The organism is Acinetobacter thutiue (assembly GCF_030385805.1).
In the GTDB taxonomy this organism is placed as follows: domain Bacteria; phylum Pseudomonadota; class Gammaproteobacteria; order Pseudomonadales; family Moraxellaceae; genus Acinetobacter; species Acinetobacter corruptisaponis.
The window spans coordinates 1-19,894 of sequence record NZ_JAUDZE010000015.1; the positions used below are offsets into that span (position 1 = coordinate 1).

12 protein-coding genes and 2 pseudogenes are annotated in these 19,894 nt (G+C 43.8%); 4 read left to right on the forward strand and 10 right to left on the reverse strand.

Annotated elements, in window-relative coordinates; translation table 11 throughout:
* Positions 1-2,572, reverse strand: a pseudogene (locus QTA56_RS17535) (hypothetical protein); the annotation flags it as partial.
* A 260-nt stretch (positions 2,573-2,832) separates the two neighbouring features.
* Here QTA56_RS17535 and QTA56_RS17540 point away from each other — a divergent pair.
* Entirely contained in the window at positions 2,833-3,174 is a 342-nt protein-coding gene (locus tag QTA56_RS17540) for a hypothetical protein (RefSeq protein ID WP_267982222.1), read from the forward strand.
* Between the two features lie 2 nt (positions 3,175-3,176).
* Here QTA56_RS17540 and QTA56_RS18290 read toward each other — a convergent pair.
* From QTA56_RS18290 to QTA56_RS17555, 4 genes and pseudogenes are all read right to left on the reverse strand, one after another.
* Positions 3,177-3,443 (reverse strand): annotated as a pseudogene (locus QTA56_RS18290) (BapA/Bap/LapF family prefix-like domain-containing protein); the annotation flags it as partial.
* A 369-nt stretch (positions 3,444-3,812) separates the two neighbouring features.
* Positions 3,813-5,312: a cation:proton antiporter gene (locus QTA56_RS17545; protein WP_267982223.1), complete on the reverse strand. Its 1,500-nt coding sequence runs from the start codon at positions 5,310-5,312 to the stop codon at positions 3,813-3,815.
* A 255-nt stretch (positions 5,313-5,567) separates the two neighbouring features.
* Entirely contained in the window at positions 5,568-6,455 is an 888-nt protein-coding gene (ypfJ, locus tag QTA56_RS17550) for a KPN_02809 family neutral zinc metallopeptidase (RefSeq protein WP_267982224.1), read from the reverse strand.
* A gap of 31 nt (positions 6,456-6,486) precedes the next feature.
* On the reverse strand, positions 6,487-7,410 hold the full coding sequence (locus tag QTA56_RS17555) for a DUF808 domain-containing protein (protein WP_267982225.1): 924 nt from the start codon (positions 7,408-7,410) through the stop codon (positions 6,487-6,489).
* A 189-nt stretch (positions 7,411-7,599) separates the two neighbouring features.
* On the opposite strand from QTA56_RS17555, the gene trpS reads away from it, so the two are divergent.
* From trpS to QTA56_RS17570, 3 genes are all read left to right on the forward strand, one after another.
* On the forward strand, positions 7,600-8,613 hold the full coding sequence (gene trpS, locus QTA56_RS17560; protein ID WP_262450451.1) for a tryptophan--tRNA ligase: 1,014 nt from the start codon (positions 7,600-7,602) through the stop codon (positions 8,611-8,613).
* Between the two features lie 473 nt (positions 8,614-9,086).
* Positions 9,087-9,731: a YqiJ family protein gene (locus QTA56_RS17565; RefSeq protein ID WP_267982226.1), complete on the forward strand. Its 645-nt coding sequence runs from the start codon at positions 9,087-9,089 to the stop codon at positions 9,729-9,731.
* A gap of 30 nt (positions 9,732-9,761) precedes the next feature.
* Positions 9,762-11,468, forward strand: a complete 1,707-nt coding sequence (locus tag QTA56_RS17570) for a flotillin family protein (RefSeq protein ID WP_267982227.1) — start codon at positions 9,762-9,764, stop codon at positions 11,466-11,468.
* Positions 11,469-11,559: 91 nt separating this feature from the next.
* Here the strand turns inward: QTA56_RS17570 and sucD are convergent, their stop codons facing one another.
* The 5 genes from sucD to QTA56_RS17595 all read right to left on the reverse strand — a co-directional run bounded on the left by sucD (position 11,560) and on the right by QTA56_RS17595 (position 19,574).
* The gene (gene sucD, locus QTA56_RS17575) at positions 11,560-12,450 is read right to left on the reverse strand and encodes a succinate--CoA ligase subunit alpha (RefSeq protein ID WP_267982228.1); all 891 of its coding nucleotides are present in this window, start codon (positions 12,448-12,450) and stop codon (positions 11,560-11,562) included.
* A gap of 14 nt (positions 12,451-12,464) precedes the next feature.
* Positions 12,465-13,631, reverse strand: a complete 1,167-nt coding sequence (gene sucC / locus QTA56_RS17580; protein WP_004674927.1) for an ADP-forming succinate--CoA ligase subunit beta — start codon at positions 13,629-13,631, stop codon at positions 12,465-12,467.
* A 402-nt stretch (positions 13,632-14,033) separates the two neighbouring features.
* Positions 14,034-15,467, reverse strand: coding sequence for a dihydrolipoyl dehydrogenase (gene lpdA / locus QTA56_RS17585; RefSeq protein ID WP_267982229.1), 1,434 nt, complete (start codon positions 15,465-15,467; stop codon positions 14,034-14,036).
* A gap of 58 nt (positions 15,468-15,525) precedes the next feature.
* A complete protein-coding gene (gene odhB, locus QTA56_RS17590; RefSeq protein ID WP_267982230.1) occupies positions 15,526-16,734 on the reverse strand; it encodes a 2-oxoglutarate dehydrogenase complex dihydrolipoyllysine-residue succinyltransferase in 1,209 nt (402 codons plus the stop codon).
* Positions 16,734-19,574, reverse strand: coding sequence for a 2-oxoglutarate dehydrogenase E1 component (locus QTA56_RS17595; protein WP_267982231.1), 2,841 nt, complete (start codon positions 19,572-19,574; stop codon positions 16,734-16,736). Before QTA56_RS17595 ends, odhB begins: the two co-directional genes overlap by 1 nt.
* Positions 19,575-19,894: the final 320 nt, after the last annotated feature.

Sequence of the window (19,894 nt, forward strand, 5' to 3'; positions counted from 1 at the left end):
TCGGAGTCGCTGTCTGAGTCAGAGTCACTGTCAGAGTCTGAATCACTGTCGCTGTCAGAGTCTGAGTCGCTGTCGGAGTCTGAATCGCTGTCGGAATCGGAGTCGCTGTCAGAGTCGCTGTCGCTGTCTGAATCGGAGTCGCTGTCTGAGTCAGAGTCACTGTCAGAATCGGAGTCGCTGTCTGAGTCAGAGTCGCTGTCGGAATCGGAGTCGCTATCAGAGTCACTGTCAGAGTCGGAGTCACTGTCAGAATCGGAGTCGCTATCGGAATCGCTGTCTGAGTCTGAGTCGCTATCTGAGTCTGAATCACTGTCAGAATCGGAGTCACTGTCAGAATCGGAGTCACTGTCTGAGTCAGAGTCGCTGTCGCTATCTGAATCGCTGTCAGAGTCAGAGTCGCTGTCGGAATCGGAGTCACTGTCAGAATCGGAATCACTGTCGGAGTCTGAATCACTGTCGGTATCGGAGTCACTGTCGGAGTCTGAGTCACTGTCGGAGTCTGAGTCACTGTCGGAGTCGGAGTCGCTGTCAGAGTCGGAGTCACTGTCGGAATCGGAGTCGCTATCAGAGTCACTGTCAGAATCGGAGTCGCTGTCTGAGTCTGAATCACTGTCGCTATCTGAGTCAGAGTCACTGTCAGAATCGGAATCGCTGTCAGAGTCAGAGTCGCTGTCTGAATCGGAATCGCTGTCGGAGTCGGAATCACTGTCAGAGTCGGAGTCGCTGTCGGAGTCTGAATCACTGTCTGAATCAGAGTCACTGTCGGAGTCGCTGTCGCTGTCTGAATCGCTGTCTGAGTCTGAATCTGAATCACTGTCGGAATCTGAGTCGCTGTCAGAGTCTGAGTCACTGTCGGAGTCGGAATCACTGTCAGAGTCGGAGTCACTGTCGCTGTCTGAATCGGAGTCGCTGTCGGAATCAGAGTCACTGTCTGAATCGGAGTCGCTGTCAGAATCGGAGTCGCTGTCGGAATCGGAGTCACTGTCAGAGTCGGAATCTGAGTCTGAATCAGAGTCGCTGTCGCTATCTGAGTCTGAATCACTGTCAGAATCGGAGTCACTGTCAGAATCGGAGTCGCTGTCGGAGTCACTGTCAGAGTCGGAGTCGCTGTCGGAGTCAGAATCACTGTCGGAGTCAGAATCACTGTCGGAGTCACTGTCGCTGTCGGAGTCACTGTCGCTGTCGGAATCAGAGTCGCTATCTGAGTCAGAGTCGCTATCTGAGTCGGAGTCACTGTCGGAGTCTGAGTCGCTATCTGAATCAGAGTCACTGTCGGAGTCTGAGTCGCTGTCGGAATCGGAGTCACTGTCGGAATCGGAGTCGCTGTCAGAATCTGAATCACTGTCTGAGTCGGAGTCACTGTCAGAGTCTGAGTCACTGTCTGAATCGGAGTCACTGTCTGAATCGGAGTCACTGTCTGAATCTGAGTCACTGTCGCTATCTGAATCTGAGTCGCTATCAGAGTCACTGTCTGAGTCGGAGTCACTGTCGGAATCTGAATCACTGTCTGAATCGGAGTCGCTATCTGAGTCACTGTCTGAATCTGAGTCACTGTCTGAGTCGGAGTCACTGTCAGAATCGGAATCGCTGTCGGAGTCAGAGTCACTGTCTGAGTCGGAGTCGCTGTCGGAATCAGAGTCACTGTCTGAGTCAGAGTCACTGTCGCTGTCGCTGTCGCTGTCAGAGTCTGAATCGCTGTCGGAGTCTGAATCACTGTCAGAGTCTGAGTCACTGTCGGAATCTGAATCGGAATCACTGTCAGAGTCAGAATCGGAGTCGCTATCTGAGTCGGAGTCGCTGTCGCTATCGGAATCACTGTCAGAATCGGAGTCGCTGTCTGAGTCGGAGTCGCTGTCGGAATCAGAGTCACTGTCGGAATCGGAGTCGCTGTCTGAGTCAGAGTCACTGTCGCTATCTGAGTCAGAGTCACTGTCGGAATCAGAGTCACTGTCTGAGTCAGAGTCACTGTCGGAGTCAGAGTCACTGTCGCTATCTGAGTCAGAGTCGCTGTCTGAGTCGGAGTCGCTGTCGGAATCGGAGTCACTGTCGGAGTCTGAATCACTGTCAGAGTCGCTGTCTGAGTCGGAGTCACTGTCGCTATCTGAGTCAGAGTCGCTGTCGGAATCGGAGTCGCTGTCTGAGTCGGAGTCGCTGTCGCTATCTGAATCAGAGTCGCTGTCGCTATCTGAATCAGAGTCGCTGTCGGAATCTGAATCACTGTCAGAGTCGCTATCGGAATCTGAATCGGAGTCACTGTCAGAATCGGAGTCGCTGTCGGAGTCACTGTCGGAATCTGAATCGCTGTCGGAATCGGAGTCGCTGTCGCTATCTGAGTCGGAGTCGCTGTCGGAATCTGAATCACTGTCAGAGTCGCTATCGGAATCTGAGTCGGAGTCACTGTCTGAATCTGAGTCACTGTCTGAGTCAGAATCGGAGTCGCTATCTGAATCGGAGTCACTGTCAGAGTCGGAGTCACTGTCAGAATCGGAGTCGCTGTCTGAGTCCGAATCGCTGTCTGAGTCGCTGTCGGAATCAGAGTCGTTATCATTTGTTGGGACAGTGGCTGTTGCACTATCACCAATACCAGCATTACCTGTTAGATCAGTAAAACTACCATCTGGAATACTGACTGTTACACTGCCAGTGGTCCCTGGATTTCCGTTAGCAACCACGGTACCTGTCCAGCTACCGTCAGGTTGTTGAGTCAAGCCTGTAATTGTGCCGCCTGTTACCACCACATCACTTGGATCAAATCCCTGTACAGGCTCACTAAATGTAATCGTAACTTTACCTGTGGCTTCATCAATCGTAATGTTTGCGACTGGAGGTGTCGTGTCGGCTTCATTGTTATTATTAGATCCCGAACCACCTCCACCAGCGGCGGCAATCGCACCACCCGCAACCAGTGCCCCTCCCCACAATGCAGCGGAACTTAACCCCGCCGATGCTGCGGCACCTGTCAATGCTGGTGCTACGGCTGCTATTGGTTGCAATACCGCAGACTCAGCCAAAGCAGGCACAATCGCTGGAAGTTCTTCTAGAAAAACCGCATTTTCATCATCAAAATTATCTGCCGCCACATCGGAGTCTGCATCTGCATCCGCGTCGGCATCTGCGTCAGCATCCGCATCGGCCTCATTTTCTAAATCCTTAAACTGGGCCCATAATAATTGATTATCGTCACCCTGAAGTACAAGACTATTTTCCGTTGCTCCACCATTATCAAAGAAATTTTGAATAACAATAATTTCTCCATTTTTTAATAGTACAACCGCGTTTGAACCATCTCTTTTTACTTGAGCGATATCGTTAATCTCTACTTTTAGTAATACAACGACTGGTTCAGACGAGGATAGTTTAGTAATGTTATCCGTTGTATTTAAAAGCGTTTTATGGTTTTCCTTGGAAATAATTTGTATCTCAGACATGATATTATTCCTCATTATAATTTATTTGTTTTCAACCGTTTATCAATCATTTTATTGAGTTTTGGTTTGAGTTATTCTGTTTTTGCTTGTGATAGAGTTATCAACTCCACTCTAAAACAATTCAAAAAAATGTTAAATACATCACATAAAATCAAAATAATGTGCAAAAAACACATTGTAAAAAATGAGATTTAATTTTATGTTTTTAAATAATTTTTTTATTATCCAAATTATTATTTATTTTTTTTAGTTACATTTATACAGCAATAGTAATAAAAACAGTATTAAATCAAATTAAAAAAGCACCCAATTAAATGGATGCTTAATTTAAAGATATAATGAGCAAACATACATAATGATATTTACTCAACAGAGAATATAATATTAAAAATTATCAGGATTTTCTAAACGTTTCACTTCTTCACGTTTATTAGGATGATGTACAGTTGCCACACCATCATCCGATTTCTTATCCAGTAAAATTTCAGGATTATAAATCGTCAATGTTTCCCGACCCAAGGCATCCTCACCCACAATATATTTAAACCCACGGCGGTTCATCTTATTACATAGGCGTTGATAAACACCTTTAAGTCCTTGAGTTTCTTCATTTGGATTAAAATAAAATGCATTCATTACAGCGGGTAAACCCAATCCACAAACAACACCTGAAAGCAGTACACTAATAAAGGTATAACCAATCAGGATACTACTATAGGGACTCAACTGAGGAACATTTGCAACAGCAAGGATTAATGCCAGGGAGATCCCACCACGTACCCCACCCCATGAGAGAATGGTTAAACTGCCGTTGTAGCTTTTTTTGCGGAAAGATGGGAATAATGCAAAAGCTGAGAAGTTTGCTGCGAAACGAGATAAGTGCAGGATTAAAAAGGCAATAATACCGCCAATAATTAAATTGGCACTTAAATCCAGAATAAACAATTCCAAACCAATTAAGGTAAACAAGAAAGAGTTAATAATCCCTTCAACGGTATGCCAAAAATGATTAACTTCCTGAATCTCCTGCTCTTCCCTAAATTCCTGCCATTTATTACCGACGATCAAACCTCCAATAACACAGGCGATCGGAGCGGAGGCATGGGCGAATAAAGCCACCAAATATGAACCACTAGCCAATAATGCAGTGGTTAAAATGAGTGACTCCATCTCATGTTTACCACGTAATAAACGCAAGATTGCCAAACCAAAGCCAAAACCAATAATAACCGCGACAAGAATTTCATATAACAAGGTTTCAATTGTTGAAATCAGTGAAAAATGAGCACCTTGTAGAACCTTTAATAAGGTCATGAATAATGCAATACACATCGCATCATTAAATAGAGATTCACCCTCCAGTTTTACCATTAAGTGATGTGGTGCTTTAATCGAACTTAATACCCCCTTAACACCAATTGGGTCAGTTGCACCTAAAGCCGCGCCTAATAATAATAAAACTTCAATTGGTACTGGATATCCAACAGCCCATTGAAATAAATACAGTAATCCCGCATAAAATCCAGCACATAACACCAAGGCGATTGTTGCCAGAATACCAATTGGCTTCCAGTAGTTGCGTAAATCAGAAATCTTAAACTTTAATGCAGAGGAGGTTAGAATGAAACAAATGACACCATTGATTAAAAAGTCATAAAAATCAATTTCACGGACAGCAGATTCAATATTGTGAATATTAATGGTAATAAACTGGTTACCATTGAGTAAGCTTGCACCCCATTGCAAGATAAAAACGAAAATTGCCGAAACAATCGGTACCCCTATCGCCTGTGGAAAGCCAAGTATTCGTTTATTAAAAATGGTGGTGGCGATGGAAAGTGCAAAAATAACGGTTAATGCTTGCAGAAGAAAGAAATTGCCCATAACACCTCTTTATTTATATCAATCGCATACACGAAAGTATCTCGTTCAAAATTTATAACTTAAATTCAATTATGTATTTCAAGCTGCCAAGTCAGTCATAATAACTGAATTTTGAAAGGATTTTATCTATAAGTTTTTCATTTTATTCATATCACAATACAAACATATCAACACACTTGCCTAAAGTCTCTAACAATGACCCAACCCCATTCATTTACAATTTATCTTTTTAAATAAGGATGAAATACCTTTAAGCTACTTAAAGGTATCACACTGATTGATATCCCCCGATTTCAGTCCCAACTGGAACCAATGCATACGCTGCTCACTGGTACCATGTGTGAAACTGTCAGGAACAACCTGTCCTGTGGCACGTTTCTGCAAATAGTCATCACCAATCTTTTGGGCAGCATCCATCGCTTCCTCGATATCACCCTGCTCTAGAAATTGTGTACGCTGCTGGTTCTGATGTGCCCAGATTCCTGCAAAACAATCCGCCTGCAATTCCAAACGTACTGAAAGCTGGTTGCCCTGTGTCTGACTCATTTGTGAACGTGCCTGCTGCACCTGAGAGGAAATGCCCAACAGATTTTGAATATGATGTCCAACTTCATGTGCAATCACATAGGCCTGAGCAAAGTCACCCGCCTGATCCTGACGGGAAAGTTCTGTTTGGTTCTGTTCTCCAGAGATGCCCATTTGCTGGCGCATTTCTTTAAAGAATGAGGTATCAATATAGACTTTTTGGTCTGCTGGACAATAAAACGGTCCCATTGCAGCCTGGGCCGTACCGCAACCAGAGCGCACCACACCATTAAACAGCACCAATCTTGGTGGCTTATAGGACATGCCCAACTGTTGAAAGATAGGAGTCCAGGTATCTTCTGTATCTGCCAGAATAGTTCCGACAAAATTGCTGGCTTCTTTCTGGTCGGCAGTCAGGCTTTGTGGCGCACTGCCCTGTGAGGATTGCGCACTGGTCACAGCCTGGGTCGCCTGATAAGCCTGTTGGGGGTCAACCCCAAAAAACTTCCATGCAACAAAAGCAACAATAAGCCCCAGTATACTGATGCCGCCTGCTTTTGCCCCGCCACCACGACGGTCTTCAACATTGGTACTGATTCGACGACCTTTCCAGCGCATAGTGACCTCACATGATTATATTGTCCAAGATTTAAGCCGAAGCCTTTGACCACACTTTTTGAATCAGCCCAACAATGATCAGTACAATGGCACCTGCAACCAGACCAATACCCAAATTAATCAAGGTCGGTGTCAATGCGCCCATAATTGAACCAACGCTTGGAATCAGTTCCAAATGGTCTACCGTTTCTTCAGTAAAATGATGCAGCAATGGAATGGTATGGCTAATAATGCCACCACCAACCAAGAACATTGCAACCGTTCCAACAATGGAGAGTGTTTTCATCAACACAGGGGCAAAGGCCAGCAAACCACGCCCAATCTTATTTTTAAATTCAGATGCCTGTTGTGTTAAATATAACCCTAGATCATCAATCTTGACGATCATGGCAACAAAGCCATATACGCCAATGGTCATCACAATGGCAATGATACTTAATACAGTCACTTTAGTCATAAATGCTGCTGTTGCAACTGTACCTAACGAAATTACCACAATTTCAGCGGATAAAATAAAATCGGTACGAATCGCACCTTTCACTTTTTCTTTTTCAAACTTGACCAGATCAACTTCAACCTGTTGCAGGTTTTCACTCGCCTCTTCGGCTGTCTTGGCTTTTTTGTGGTACAGCATATGCACAACTTTTTCTACACCCTCATAACACAGGAATAGGCCACCAATCATCAGCAATGGATTAATCAACCACGGCGCAACCACACTGATTAAAAGTGCCAGTGGAACAAGAATCAACTTATTCACAAAAGAGCCTTTGGCGACACTCCAGACCACTGGCAATTCACGGTCAGAACGCACCCCACTTACTTGCTGGGCATTCAACGCCAGGTCATCCCCCAATACCCCAGCAGTTTTTTTGGCTGCCATTTTACTCATCACAGCAACATCATCTAAAACTGTCGCAATATCATCCAGCAGTAATAATAAACCACTCGCCATTTTTATGTCCTAGTTTGTATTTATGCGGCTATTGTAAAGTGGATTAAAGCCATTTTTATATTTATCTATTGAAAATTCTTTGCGTATTTTTTGTAGGCATGTTTTACAGAGATTACCCGCATTCCCGCAATATACCGTACAATATGCTGCATTAAATATTTATCAAATGACTGAATCTTGGAACATATCATGAGCAATGCTGATCAACGTCCAATAATTTTGACAGGCGACCGCCCTACTGGACAACTTCATCTTGGACACTTTGTTGGTTCATTACGCTCTCGTGTAGGCCTACAGGACAGCCATCATCAGCATCTTTTACTGGCCGATGCACAGGCCCTGACTGACAATGCCGATAATCCAGATAAAGTTCGCAACAACATCCTACAAGTGGCACTCGATTATCTGGCAGTGGGTATTGATCCAACCAAAACAACCATTTGTGTGCAGTCCTGTTTGCCTGCCCTGAACGAACTCACCATGCTTTACCTTAACTTTGTCACTGTGGCACGTCTGGAACGTAATCCAACGATCAAGTCAGAAATCCAGATGCGTGGTTTTGAACGTGACATCCCAGCAGGTTTCCTATGTTATCCAGTAGCTCAGGCGGCAGACATCACCGCATTCAAGGCAACTGTGGTGCCTGTGGGTGAAGACCAGATTCCAATGATTGAACAAACCAATGAAATCGTGCGCCGTATCAACCGTCAAATCGGACAGGATTTATTACCTGAATGTAAGGCGCTGTTATCCAATATGGGACGTTTGCCAGGTTTTGATGGCAAAGCCAAAATGTCTAAGTCATTGGGCAACACCATTGTCTTAAACGCTTCAGATAAAGACATCAAGAAAGCGGTCAATGCCATGTATACCGACCCAAATCACTTGCGTATTGAAGACCCAGGTCAGGTTGAGGGTAATATTGTATTTACCTATCTGGATGCCTTTGATCCAAACAAGGAAGAGGTTGAGGAACTCAAGGCGCATTACCGTCGTGGCGGTTTAGGTGATGGAACAGTTAAAAAACGTTTGGAGGGTGTGTTGAAAGAATTGATTACTCCTATTCGTGAACGTCGTGCAGAACTGGAAAAAGACCCTGACTACATCATGGACATACTCAAGCAAGGCACTGAGAAATGCCGTGACATTACCCAACAAACTTTGGATGAAGTAAAAGCGGGCTTGGGTTTATTTAAATTTTAATTTACGTTACTTTTACCATAAAAAAGCCCATATTTCTGGGCTTTTTATGATAAACTACTGATTTAAGTCTAATTTAGGAACTACTCAATAAAATTCACACCTAACAATTTTCGTCACTTATTAACATCTATTAACAGTAGGTAACATGAATACCTATGAACTTAGTCAAGTTTTTTTATATTATAGCTACGTAGATTAGAGAAAACTAATCTTATGACATTTCTCCTTTTCATCGGAACTGTTTTTTAACAGATTCGTTGTTCAACGCAATGACAACCCCAATCATTGCGTTTTTTTTCGCCTAAAAAATCCTACCTTTTTACAGGAATATACTCCACAGTGAAATAATCCCCATAAGGCTGAATTGGCATGAATTTAGGTTGAATTTAATACTCATTACATTTACTCTTATAACTGATTTATTTTTATAAAAATTTTATTAATTATCTCCACAAGAAATAAGAGTAATAGTGATGATATGGGATTTATTAACACATCCTTCAAATATTGTTTTTAGCATTTCGTTAATGCTATGCCTGTTTATTGGCGTACTTGAATTCATCTTGCTGCTGTTTGGGGGTAGCTCAAGTTTTCTCGAACAGTTTTTACCAGATAGCCTCACCGATGTAGACCATGCCGATGTCGGAGTGGATCATCCAGAGAATCTCTTTACCCAGTTATTGGAATGGCTGTATTTAGGCAAGGTTCCCTTACTGATCTGGCTCATTATTTTCTTAACTGTATATGCACTAACGGGCCTGATCATTCAGGATATCTTCTTCCACCTAACCGAACATTACCTGTCTGCATGGATTATTGCACCTGCCTGTGTGTTTCTGTGTATGCCTGTCGTACGTATCAGTGCTGCACTCATCGCCAGGATTATTCCCAAAGATGAAACCACGGTTATTTATAGTGAAGACCTGATCGGTAGGACAGCCCAAATCATTTTAGGGGATGCCAAACCCAACTCCCCTGCACAGGCCAAAGTGAAAGACCAGTTTGGTCAAACCCATTATGTTTTGGTTGAACCAGAACTCGACATTGTTTTTCAGCAAGGACAAGAGGTTATTTTGACGCAGAGAACCAAGATTGGTTTTCAGGCAATTTCGATTTAATTTTTATATTGATGATACGAGGGCATTTAAATGTTTAATTCAGCATTGACTGAAATTTTAATTATTACAGGTGTTATTTTTGCGGCACTGATTTTTATAGGGATTATTATTGCTCGCCTGTACACACGTTCCAGTAAGGAAGTGTCTTTTGTACGTACAGGTTTTGGTGGGGAGAAAGTGATTTTAAATGGCGGGGCAATTGTTCTGCCTGTATTGCATGAAATTATTCCTGTAAACATGAACACCTTGCGTCTGGAAGTCAAACGCGCTGCTGACCAGGCGCTGATTACCCGTGACCGTATGCGGGTGGATGTCATGGCTGAATTCTATGTTCGGGTAAAACCAACAGGTGAATCCATTGCAACTGCGGCACAAACGCTAGGTCGTAAAACCATGTCACCCCAAGAGTTGAAAGACTTGGTTGAAGGTAAGTTTGTTGACTCCCTACGTGCTGTTGCTGCTGAAATGGCGATGGAAGAACTGCATGAAAAACGTGTTGATTTCGTGCAGAAAGTTCAACAGGTGGTGTCAGAAGATTTGTCTAAAAATGGTCTGGAACTTGAAACGGTGTCATTGACTGGTTTGGATCAAACCAGCTTTAAATTTTTTAACCCACAAAATGCCTTTGATGCTGAAGGTTTAACCAAGCTGACCGAAACCATTGAAGACCGCCGTAAAAAGCGTAACGACATTGAACAGGATGCTGATCTGGCGATTCGTGCGAAGAATCTGCAAGCTGAACAGGCAAGACTACAAATTTCTCGTGAAGAGGAATATGCCAAGCTACAACAGGAACGTGAAATTTCAATTCGTAAAGCCGAACAAAGTGCTGAAATTGCAGCGCAGGAAGCAGCTAAAAAACGTGAAGCAGAAGAAGCCCGTATTGCTGCTGAACGTGAAGTTGAACTGAAACGGATTGCTTCCGCACGTGATGTGGAAAATGAGAATATCCAGAAAGCTCAGCTCATTCAAAAAGCGCAGGTTGAGCAGAAGAAAACCATTGAGCTTGCAGAGCAGGATCGTGCCATTGCGATTGCAGAAAAGTCCCGCGCTGAATCAGAAGCCAAAGCCCAAGCAGATAAAGCCCGTGCCGAAGCAGTAAAAGCCGAAGAAGAAGTTGTGACTGTGCGTGAAACACAACGTGCGGAACGTCAAAAAGCGGTTGAACTGGTTGCTGCTAAACAAACCGCTGAAAAAGAAGCAATTGCCATTACTGTTGCTGCCGATGCAGGTAAAAAAGCGGCTGCTGATGAAGCCGAGGCAATACGAATTGGTGCAGAAGCCGAGGCTGAAAAAGTACGTTTAAAAGCCAAAGGTGAAGCGGATGCTAAAATCCTGCTTGCTCAGGCGTTGGAGAAACAATATCAAGTCGATGCAGAGGGTGCCCGTGCAGTGAATGAGGCGGCCAATACCCTTTCTGCTGAACAGGTAGAAATGCAAATTCGTTTAGCCTTGCTCAAACACTTACCTGAAATTATCCGTGAAAGCGTTAAACCAATGGAAAATATTGATGATATCAAGATTTTACAGGTGAATGGTTTAAATGGTTTTGCAGGTGGTTCTGTATCAGGTGAAACAGTTGAAAATACCCAAACCTCTTTGTCTGATCAGGTTGTGAATAGCGCCCTACGCTACCGTTCACAAGCACCGTTAATTGATAGCTTAATGAATGAATTGGGCTTACAGGGTGGTGATATTAATGGTTTAACTCAAGGGTTGAAACCAAAAGCGGAGTAAGTGTTTAATATCCTCAAACTGAGATTTATTAAATGACAATAAAAAACCCCAATGACTTCATTGGGGTTTTTTAAGATTAAAATCTAACGTATTACGCCAAACCTTTCTCTTTTAAAACTTGTAGCATGGTTGAACCAAGCTCCGCAGGGCTACGAGTATAAGCCATGCCTGCTTTCTCAAATGCAGCGAATTTCTCTTCAGCAGTACCTTTACCACCAGAAATGATCGCACCCGCGTGACCCATACGCTTACCTTTAGGCGCAGTTACACCAGCGATATAACCTACAACTGGTTTAGTTACGTTAGATTTGATGAATTCAGCAGCTTCTTCTTCCGCTGTACCACCAATCTCACCGATCATAATGATTGCATCAGTGTCTGGATCGTCCTGGAACAATTGAAGCGCTTCAATCTGGTTCATACCTGGGATTGGGTCACCACCGATACCGATACAAGTAGACTGACCTAAACCAAGCTTGGTTGTTTGAGCAACAGCTTCATAAGTCAATGTACCAGAACGTGAGATAATACCAATACGACCTGGTTGGTGGATGTGACCAGGCATAATACCAATCTTACATTCACCTGGAGTGATCACGCCTGGGCAGTTAGGGCCAACTAAACGAGTACCGTTACCGTTAGTTTCCAAGTAGCGTTTTGCTTTTAGCATGTCGATGGTTGGAACACCTTCAGTAATCACAACGATTAGGCCAACACCTGAATCAACCGCTTCAACGATAGAGTCTAAAACGAATGGCGCTGGTACATAGATGACAGATGCATCAGCATTTGTTTCACGTACAGCATCTTTCATAGTGTTAAATACTGGCAAGTCAAGGTGAGTTGTACCACCTTTCCCTGGAGTCACACCACCCACAACTTTTGTACCGTAATCCAAAGCTTGTGCAGAGTGGAAAGTACCGTTTTTACCAGTAAAACCCTGTACCAATACTTTAGTGTCTTTATTAATTAATACGCTCATGATTGATACTCCCCTTACGCCTTAACTGCAGCTACAACTTTTTCTGCGGCATCAGATAAACCATTCGCAGAAATTAATTTCAAACCAGATTCATCAAGTAATTTCGCACCTAACTCAGCGTTGTTCCCTTCTAAACGAACAACCACTGGTACAGTGACGTTTACTTCCTGAACCGCTGCAATAATCGCTTCAGCAATCATGTCACAACGTACGATACCACCGAAGATGTTAATTAAAACACCTTGTACAGACGTATCAGCAAGGATGATTTTGAACGCTTCGATTACGCGTTCTTTGGTTGCACCGCCACCAACGTCAAGGAAGTTTGCAGGCTGACCACCATAAAGTTTGATGATGTCCATGGTTGCCATTGCAAGACCAGCACCGTTCACCATACAACCGATGTTACCTTCTAAAGCAACATAGTTAAGGTCAAATTCAGATGCTTTTAATTCACGCTCATTCTCTTGCGATTTGTCACGTAAAGCAGCAACTTCAGGTAAGCGATAAAGCGCATTAGAGTCGATACCAACTTTTGCATCTACACATAAAATCTCGCCATTTTCACGAACTGAAAGTGGATTAATTTCAAATAATGCAAAATCATTTTCTACGAATGCCTGGTAAGCAGCAGACATGATTTTTACAAATTGACCGATTTGCTTGTCTTTCAAACCTAAAGCAAACGCAACTTCACGTGCCTGGAATGGTTGTAAGCCAACGAGTGGATCAACTTCAACCTTGATAATTTTTTCTGGTGTTTCTTCTGCAACTTTCTCGATTTCTACACCGCCTTCGGTAGAAGCCATGAAAGTGATACGACGGCTAGAACGGTCTACAACCGCACCCAGGTAAAGCTCACGCTCAACTGGGTAAACGTCTTCAGCAACAATGATGCTGTTCACTGGCTGGCCATTTGCATCTGTTTGATACGTTACAAGACGAGTACCAATGATGTTGTTTGCAAATTCGATTACATCTTCTTTTGATTTTGCAACTTTAACACCACCAGCCTTACCACGACCACCAGCATGAACTTGCGCTTTCATTACAGCGAATTTACCACCAAGCTGTTCAAATGCAGCAACTGCCTCATCTGCATTTGTTGCCAAAATACCTTCTTGTACTGGCATGCCATATTTTTTTAATAACGCTTTAGCTTGATACTCATGTAAGTTCATTTAGTTACCTACTATGTTGTTTATTGTGATACAGCCTTAATATTCTTAAAACCAGACTGCTACATATTGAGTAAATGATTGCCTTATAAAACCAATCATCATCATTCAAAAAAAGTGTGGCGAACCACACTCAGAGGGTCGGTTGACATTTCAACCATGCTTGCGTTATCGGCTAAAACGACACAAGCAAGGCAGGAAACGCAGGCAATGGCGACTCCCTTGTCAAGTTTCATAACGAAGCTTGTGGATGTTTTAGCCATAACCCTTTGGGACAGTGACATTTTTTGCTGCTACTGCGTTATGTTTTACTTACTTAGATTACTAAGCTTCGCAAAACATGCCTTGTATCATCTAAAAAATGTCCTCTGTCGCAAGCATCTGTGAAATATCAACCGCCCCTCATTACTTACGCTTACGTTGAATGGCGTGGATTGCACGACCATCGACAGAAAGCGCTGCTTCATGTACAACTTCAGAGAATGTTGGGTGACCAAAAGTCATCAATTGTAAATCTTCAACAGAAGATACAAACTCAAGTGCGATCATACCTTGGTGTACGATATCAGATGCATTTGGACCTACAACGTGCATACCTAAAAGACGATCAGTTTTTGCATCGGCAACGAATTTAACAAAACCAGCCGTATCACCAGCAGCCAATGCACGACCATTTACCGCAAATGGGAACTGACCTGCTTTAACTTCGTGACCTTTTTCTTTAGCCTGTTCTTCAGTTAAACCGACCCAAGCCGCTTCTGGATGCGTGTAAATAACACTAATAATCGTATCATAATTCACTTGAGCAGCATGACCGTGAATACGCTCAACTGCCATTACGCCCTCTTCCATTGCCTTATGCGCAAGCATTGGACCGCGTACCAAGTCACCAATCGCATAAACACCTTCAACAGATGTTTGGCACTGATCATTAACATCAACCAAACCACGTTCAGTCAATTTAATGCCAGAATCTTCTGCCAATAAACCTTCCGCATACGCTTTACGGCCAACACAAACGATTAATTTATCAAAAACCTGTTCTTTGTCTTCGCCAGCTTGGTTATATTTAACCGTAACTTCGCGACCATTGGTTTCAGCACCAGAAACTTTGGCACCGATACGGATATCCAAACCTTGTTTCTTCAAGATTTTTTGATATTCCTTCGCCAATGCTTTATCAGCCATTGGTAAGAACGCATCTAATGCTTCAAACACAACAACTTCTGAACCAAGACGACGCCATACTGAACCAAGTTCTAGACCGATCACACCTGCACCGATCACACCAAGACGCTTAGGAACTTCTGCGAATTTCAACGCGCCAGTCGAATCAACAATTAAGTCTTCATCAACAGGAGCGACTGGAATATTGACAGGTACAGAACCCGTTGCAAGGATCACGTACTTCGGTTCTAAAACCTGTACATCACCTTCAAACGGTGTGAATTCTACTTTTTTACCTGCAAGTAATTTTCCAGTACCTTGTAACCACTCGATACCATTACCTTTCAGTAATTGAGCAACACCACCCGTCAATTGATCTACAACCTTGTCTTTACGTGCCAACAAAGTGTCTAGATCAAATTTAACTTCACCTGTGGTGATACCATGTTCAGCAAGTTCGTGAACGGTTGCTTCATAGCGGTGGGAAGAGTCAAGCAGTGCTTTAGATGGGATACAGCCCACATTTAGACAGGTACCACCTAAAGATGGCTTACCGTTGTGGATACGTTTTTCGATACAAGCGACTTTGAAACCAAGTTGTGCAGCACGGATCGCTGCCTCATAACCACCAGGTCCACCGCCAATGACAACAAGATCAAACTGTTGAGACATTTTTATCTCCAAAGTCCCATATAAAGGATCACTTTATATGGGAGATATATTTCTAGTATTAAAGGTCAAGAATGAGTTTAGCTGGTTCTTCCAACAATTCCTTGATCGTCACCAAGAAACCGACAGCTTCTTTACCATCGATTAAACGGTGGTCATAAGAAAGCGCTAAATACATCATTGGCAAGATTTCAACTTGCCCATTCACCGCCATAGGACGTTCCTGGATTTTATGCATACCCAAAATCGCAGTTTGTGGCTGGTTTAAAATAGGAGTTGAAAGCAATGAACCGAACGTACCACCATTGGTAATCGTGAATGTACCACCAGTCATTTCTTCAATTGACAACTTGCCTTCACGCGCTTTCGCAGCATAACCAGCAATGCCATTCTCAACTTCGGCATAGTTCATACGGTCAGTATCACGGAGAATTGGCACAACCAGACCGCGGTCAGAAGAAACTGCTACACCAATGTCGTAGAAACCGTGATAAACAATATCATCACCATCAATCGATGCATTTACCGCTGGGTAGCGTTTTAATGCTTCAGTCGCCGCCTTAACAAAGAAAGACATAAAGCCTAAACGCGCACCATGACGCTTTTCAAAAGCATCTTTATATTGCTTGCGCATTTCCATGATTGGCTTCATGTTCACTTCATTGAATGTTGTCAACATTGCTGTTTGCTGTGTAGCCGCCAATAAACGCTCAGCAACACGCTTACGCAAACGTGTCATTGGAACACGTTTTTCGATACGCTCGCCTACCGCCACGCTTAATGGCTGAACTGATGCAGCTGGTTTCGCCTGATGGCTTGCAACATCCTCTTTGGTGATGCGGCCACCACGACCTGTACCCTGTACATCAGCCGCATTAATACCTGTTTCTGACAATGCCTTACGAACAGCAGGAGCCTGATCCTGCACTGGCACAACTGGTGCTGCGCCCGCTTCAGTGTTTGCAACAGCCTGCTCCACCTGAGCAGGCGCTGCACTTTGCACGGCTTGAGTATCGGCAGCACCAGAAACAGCACCCGCCTCAAACTGTGCGATCACTTCGTCAGATAAAACGGTGTCACCTTCATTTTTGATGATTGCAACTAAACTACCGTCAGCTGGAGCAACCACTTCTAAAACAACTTTATCGGTTTCAATGTCACAGATCACTTCATCACGTGATACAGGTTCACCTACTTTCTTGTGCCAGGTTGCAATCGTACCGTCAGCAACTGACTCTGGAAATACCGGTGCTTTAATTTCGGTTGCCATTATTTAGAATCTCCTGATTGTTCAGCTTCAATTGCCAGTGCGTCATTGACGAGCTGAGCTTGTTGTTTTGCATGCAAGTATGGTGAGCCACAGGCAGGTGCGGCAGATGCTTCACGACCTGCATAGCTAATGCGAATTTGTTTACCAGATTTAAGAACATCTTCGTATAGACGAGGAACGATAAATAACCAGGCGCCCTGATTCTTCGGTTCTTCCTGTGCCCAGACAAGTTCCTGGATGTTTGGATACTGAGCCATCACTTCAGCCAAACGCTGTTCTGGGTATGGATACAACTGTTCGATACGAACAATCGCAATATGGTTTAAACCAAGCTCACGACGTTTTTCGAGTAAATCGTAATAAACCTTACCACCACACAGCACCAGACGGGTCACATCGGCCTTGTTGACTTGATCAATTTCATCAATCACGGTCTGGAATGAACCGTTTGCCAACTCATCCAAAGTTGAAGTCGCAAGCTTATGACGTAATAACGACTTTGGTGACATTACGATCATTGGCTTACGGATAGGACGAACCGCCTGACGGCGTAACGCATGGAAAATCTGTGCTGGGGTTGTCGGTGTCATCACCTGCATGTTGTCTTCAGCACATAACTGTAGGAAACGTTCCAAACGTGCAGATGAATGCTCTGGACCCTGACCTTCATAACCGTGTGGCAACAACATGGTGAGACCACAGACACGCTCCCACTTGGTTTCACCCGAAGCGATAAACTGGTCAATCACAACCTGTGCACAGTTTGCGAAGTCACCAAACTGGGCTTCCCAAACGATCAGGCTTTTTGGCAAGGTGGTTGAATAACCATATTCAAATGCAAGCACCGCCTCTTCTGACAATAAAGAATCATAAACCGCTGTACGTGGCTGGTTTTCCTTAATGTGGCAAAGTGGGATATAAACCGAACCATCCGCCTGATTGTGCAGTTTGGCATGACGGTGTGAGAATGTGCCACGACCAACGTCTTCACCCGTGATACGCACAAGGAAGCCATCATCCAGCAAGGTTGCATAAGCCAGAACCTCAGCCGCACCCCAGTTGAGTGGCATTTCACCCGTTTGCATTTTCAAACGGTCATCAATCACTTTCTGGACCTGACGCTGCAATACAAAACCTTCAGGTAATGTATTCATGATTCTGCCAAGTTCTTTTAAGCGGTCAATACTGACTGTGGTATCCCAAACATCAGTATATTCATGGCCCAGATAAGGAGACCAATCCACAAACATTTTCTTGTTTGGCTCAGTCACCAACGCGTTCGCCACATGGTTACCCGCTTCAAGGTCAGCACGGTAATCTTCAACCATTCTGTCCGCACTTGCGCGATCAAGAATTTGCTGCTGAACCAGTTGATCTGCATACAGCGTACGGGTGGTCGCTTTTTTATTAATGATCTGGTACATCAATGGCTGTGTTGCAGATGGTTCATCCGCCTCGTTATGGCCACGACGACGGTAACAGAACAAGTCAATCACAACATCTTTACGGAACTCATGACGGAAGTCATGTGCAATCTGGGTGGCAAAAATTACCGCTTCAGGATCATCTCCATTGACATGGAAAATCGGTGCCTGAATCATTTTTGCAATATCGGTACAATATTCAGTAGAGCGGGCATCACGTGGGTCTGATGTGGTAAAACCAACCTGGTTGTTCACGATAATATGAACAGTACCACCAACGGTATAACCACGGGTCTGTGACATCTGGAAAGTTTCCATGTTCACACCCTGACCAGCAAATGCCGCATCACCATGAACAATGAGTGGCAGCACATCATCACCGCCCACATCTTTACGGCGAACCTGACGCGCACGCACCGAACCTTCAACAACAGGTCCCACAATTTCAAGATGTGATGGGTTAAATGCCAACGCCAAATGCACTTCACCACCTGGTGTCATCACATTTGAAGAGAAGCCTTGGTGATACTTCACATCACCAGAACCTTTTTTGTGCAGGCTTTTGCCTTCAAACTCACCAAAAAGGTCGGCAGGGTTTTTACCCATAATGTTGACAAGCAGGTTAAGACGGCCACGGTGTGGCATCCCAATCACAACTTCTTTACAGCCCACACTACCTGCACGCTGAATGATTTCGTTGACCATTGGAATGAAAGACTCACCGCCTTCCACACCAAAACGCTTCGCGCCAACAAATTTATTACCTAAATATTTTTCTAGCCCCTCAGCAGCCGTTAAACGCTCAAGAAAACCTTTCTTCTGCTCGGCAGTGAAGTTGAATTTACCGCGTGCACCCTCTAAACGTTGTTGAATCCAGCGTTTTTCCTTGGTGTCAACGATGTGCATATACTCTGCACCAATTGATCCACAGTAGGTTGCCTCCATTGCCTCAACCATTTCAGACAATGTCGCTTCCGCTTTACCAATGGCAAGGTTACCCGTATTGAAAACCGTATCTAAATCAGACTTCGTTAAACCGTGGGCAGACAAATCCAAGTCTGGAACTTCTTCTCGTTTCGCAAGACCTAATGGATCAAGTTTGGCTTTTTGATGACCGCGGTTGCGGTAAGCGGCGATGAGTTGTAATACAGCAATCTGGCGACGCTCGTGTTCCGTGCTAACAGCACTTTGTACGACGGGTTGAACTCGGCTTGCATTACGGCCTAAGAGGAGGAATTGCTCGCGCACATTGCTATGTGGTTGATCACCTTTAGGGTATTTATCAAAATATTCACGCCAGTCCTCTGACACTGAGGTTGGGGACGTTAAGTACTGTTCGTAAAGCTCTTCAATATACGCTGCACTATCAGCGGAAAGTTCAGTGTCAAGACGCAATGCGTCAGCAACTTCTTGCATTTTTGGACCCATTTCCTATTGCAAAAAATAATACAGGTTGCCTTTTAAGCACACCCATGATTCATAGCGTCAAATTGGTAACAAGACACTACTACCCAAGATCATCCAACCTTGAGACATTATTACTACACATCAGGAGTATTCCCTTTGATGTAACAAATGAGCCATGCACCTTCAATTCAAAGCACATAACTCATTCTCATACTCGATAAAATCGAGCAATTTTTTGCAAATCATTTTAGAAAAATTAAATAAGTTTTTAACTTTTCTAAATTGACTTTACTCAAAGAAAACTGCATAAATTCACTGGATATTATCTA

Coding starts and splice junctions, on each gene's coding strand:
- QTA56_RS17555 (WP_267982225.1), bottom strand. CDS start 7,410: ATGGCGAGTGGTTTATTATTACTGCTGGATGATATTGCGACAGTTTTA.
- lpdA (WP_267982229.1), bottom strand. CDS start 15,467: ATGTCTCAACAGTTTGATCTTGTTGTCATTGGCGGTGGACCTGGTGGT.
- sucD (WP_267982228.1), bottom strand. CDS start 12,450: ATGAGCGTATTAATTAATAAAGACACTAAAGTATTGGTACAGGGTTTT.
- QTA56_RS17565 (WP_267982226.1), top strand. CDS start 9,087: ATGATATGGGATTTATTAACACATCCTTCAAATATTGTTTTTAGCATT.
- QTA56_RS17595 (WP_267982231.1), bottom strand. CDS start 19,574: ATGCAAGAAGTTGCTGACGCATTGCGTCTTGACACTGAACTTTCCGCT.
- trpS (WP_262450451.1), top strand. CDS start 7,600: ATGAGCAATGCTGATCAACGTCCAATAATTTTGACAGGCGACCGCCCT.
- sucC (WP_004674927.1), bottom strand. CDS start 13,631: ATGAACTTACATGAGTATCAAGCTAAAGCGTTATTAAAAAAATATGGC.
- QTA56_RS17545 (WP_267982223.1), bottom strand. CDS start 5,312: ATGGGCAATTTCTTTCTTCTGCAAGCATTAACCGTTATTTTTGCACTT.
- ypfJ (WP_267982224.1), bottom strand. CDS start 6,455: ATGCGCTGGAAAGGTCGTCGAATCAGTACCAATGTTGAAGACCGTCGT.
- QTA56_RS17570 (WP_267982227.1), top strand. CDS start 9,762: ATGTTTAATTCAGCATTGACTGAAATTTTAATTATTACAGGTGTTATT.
- odhB (WP_267982230.1), bottom strand. CDS start 16,734: ATGGCAACCGAAATTAAAGCACCGGTATTTCCAGAGTCAGTTGCTGAC.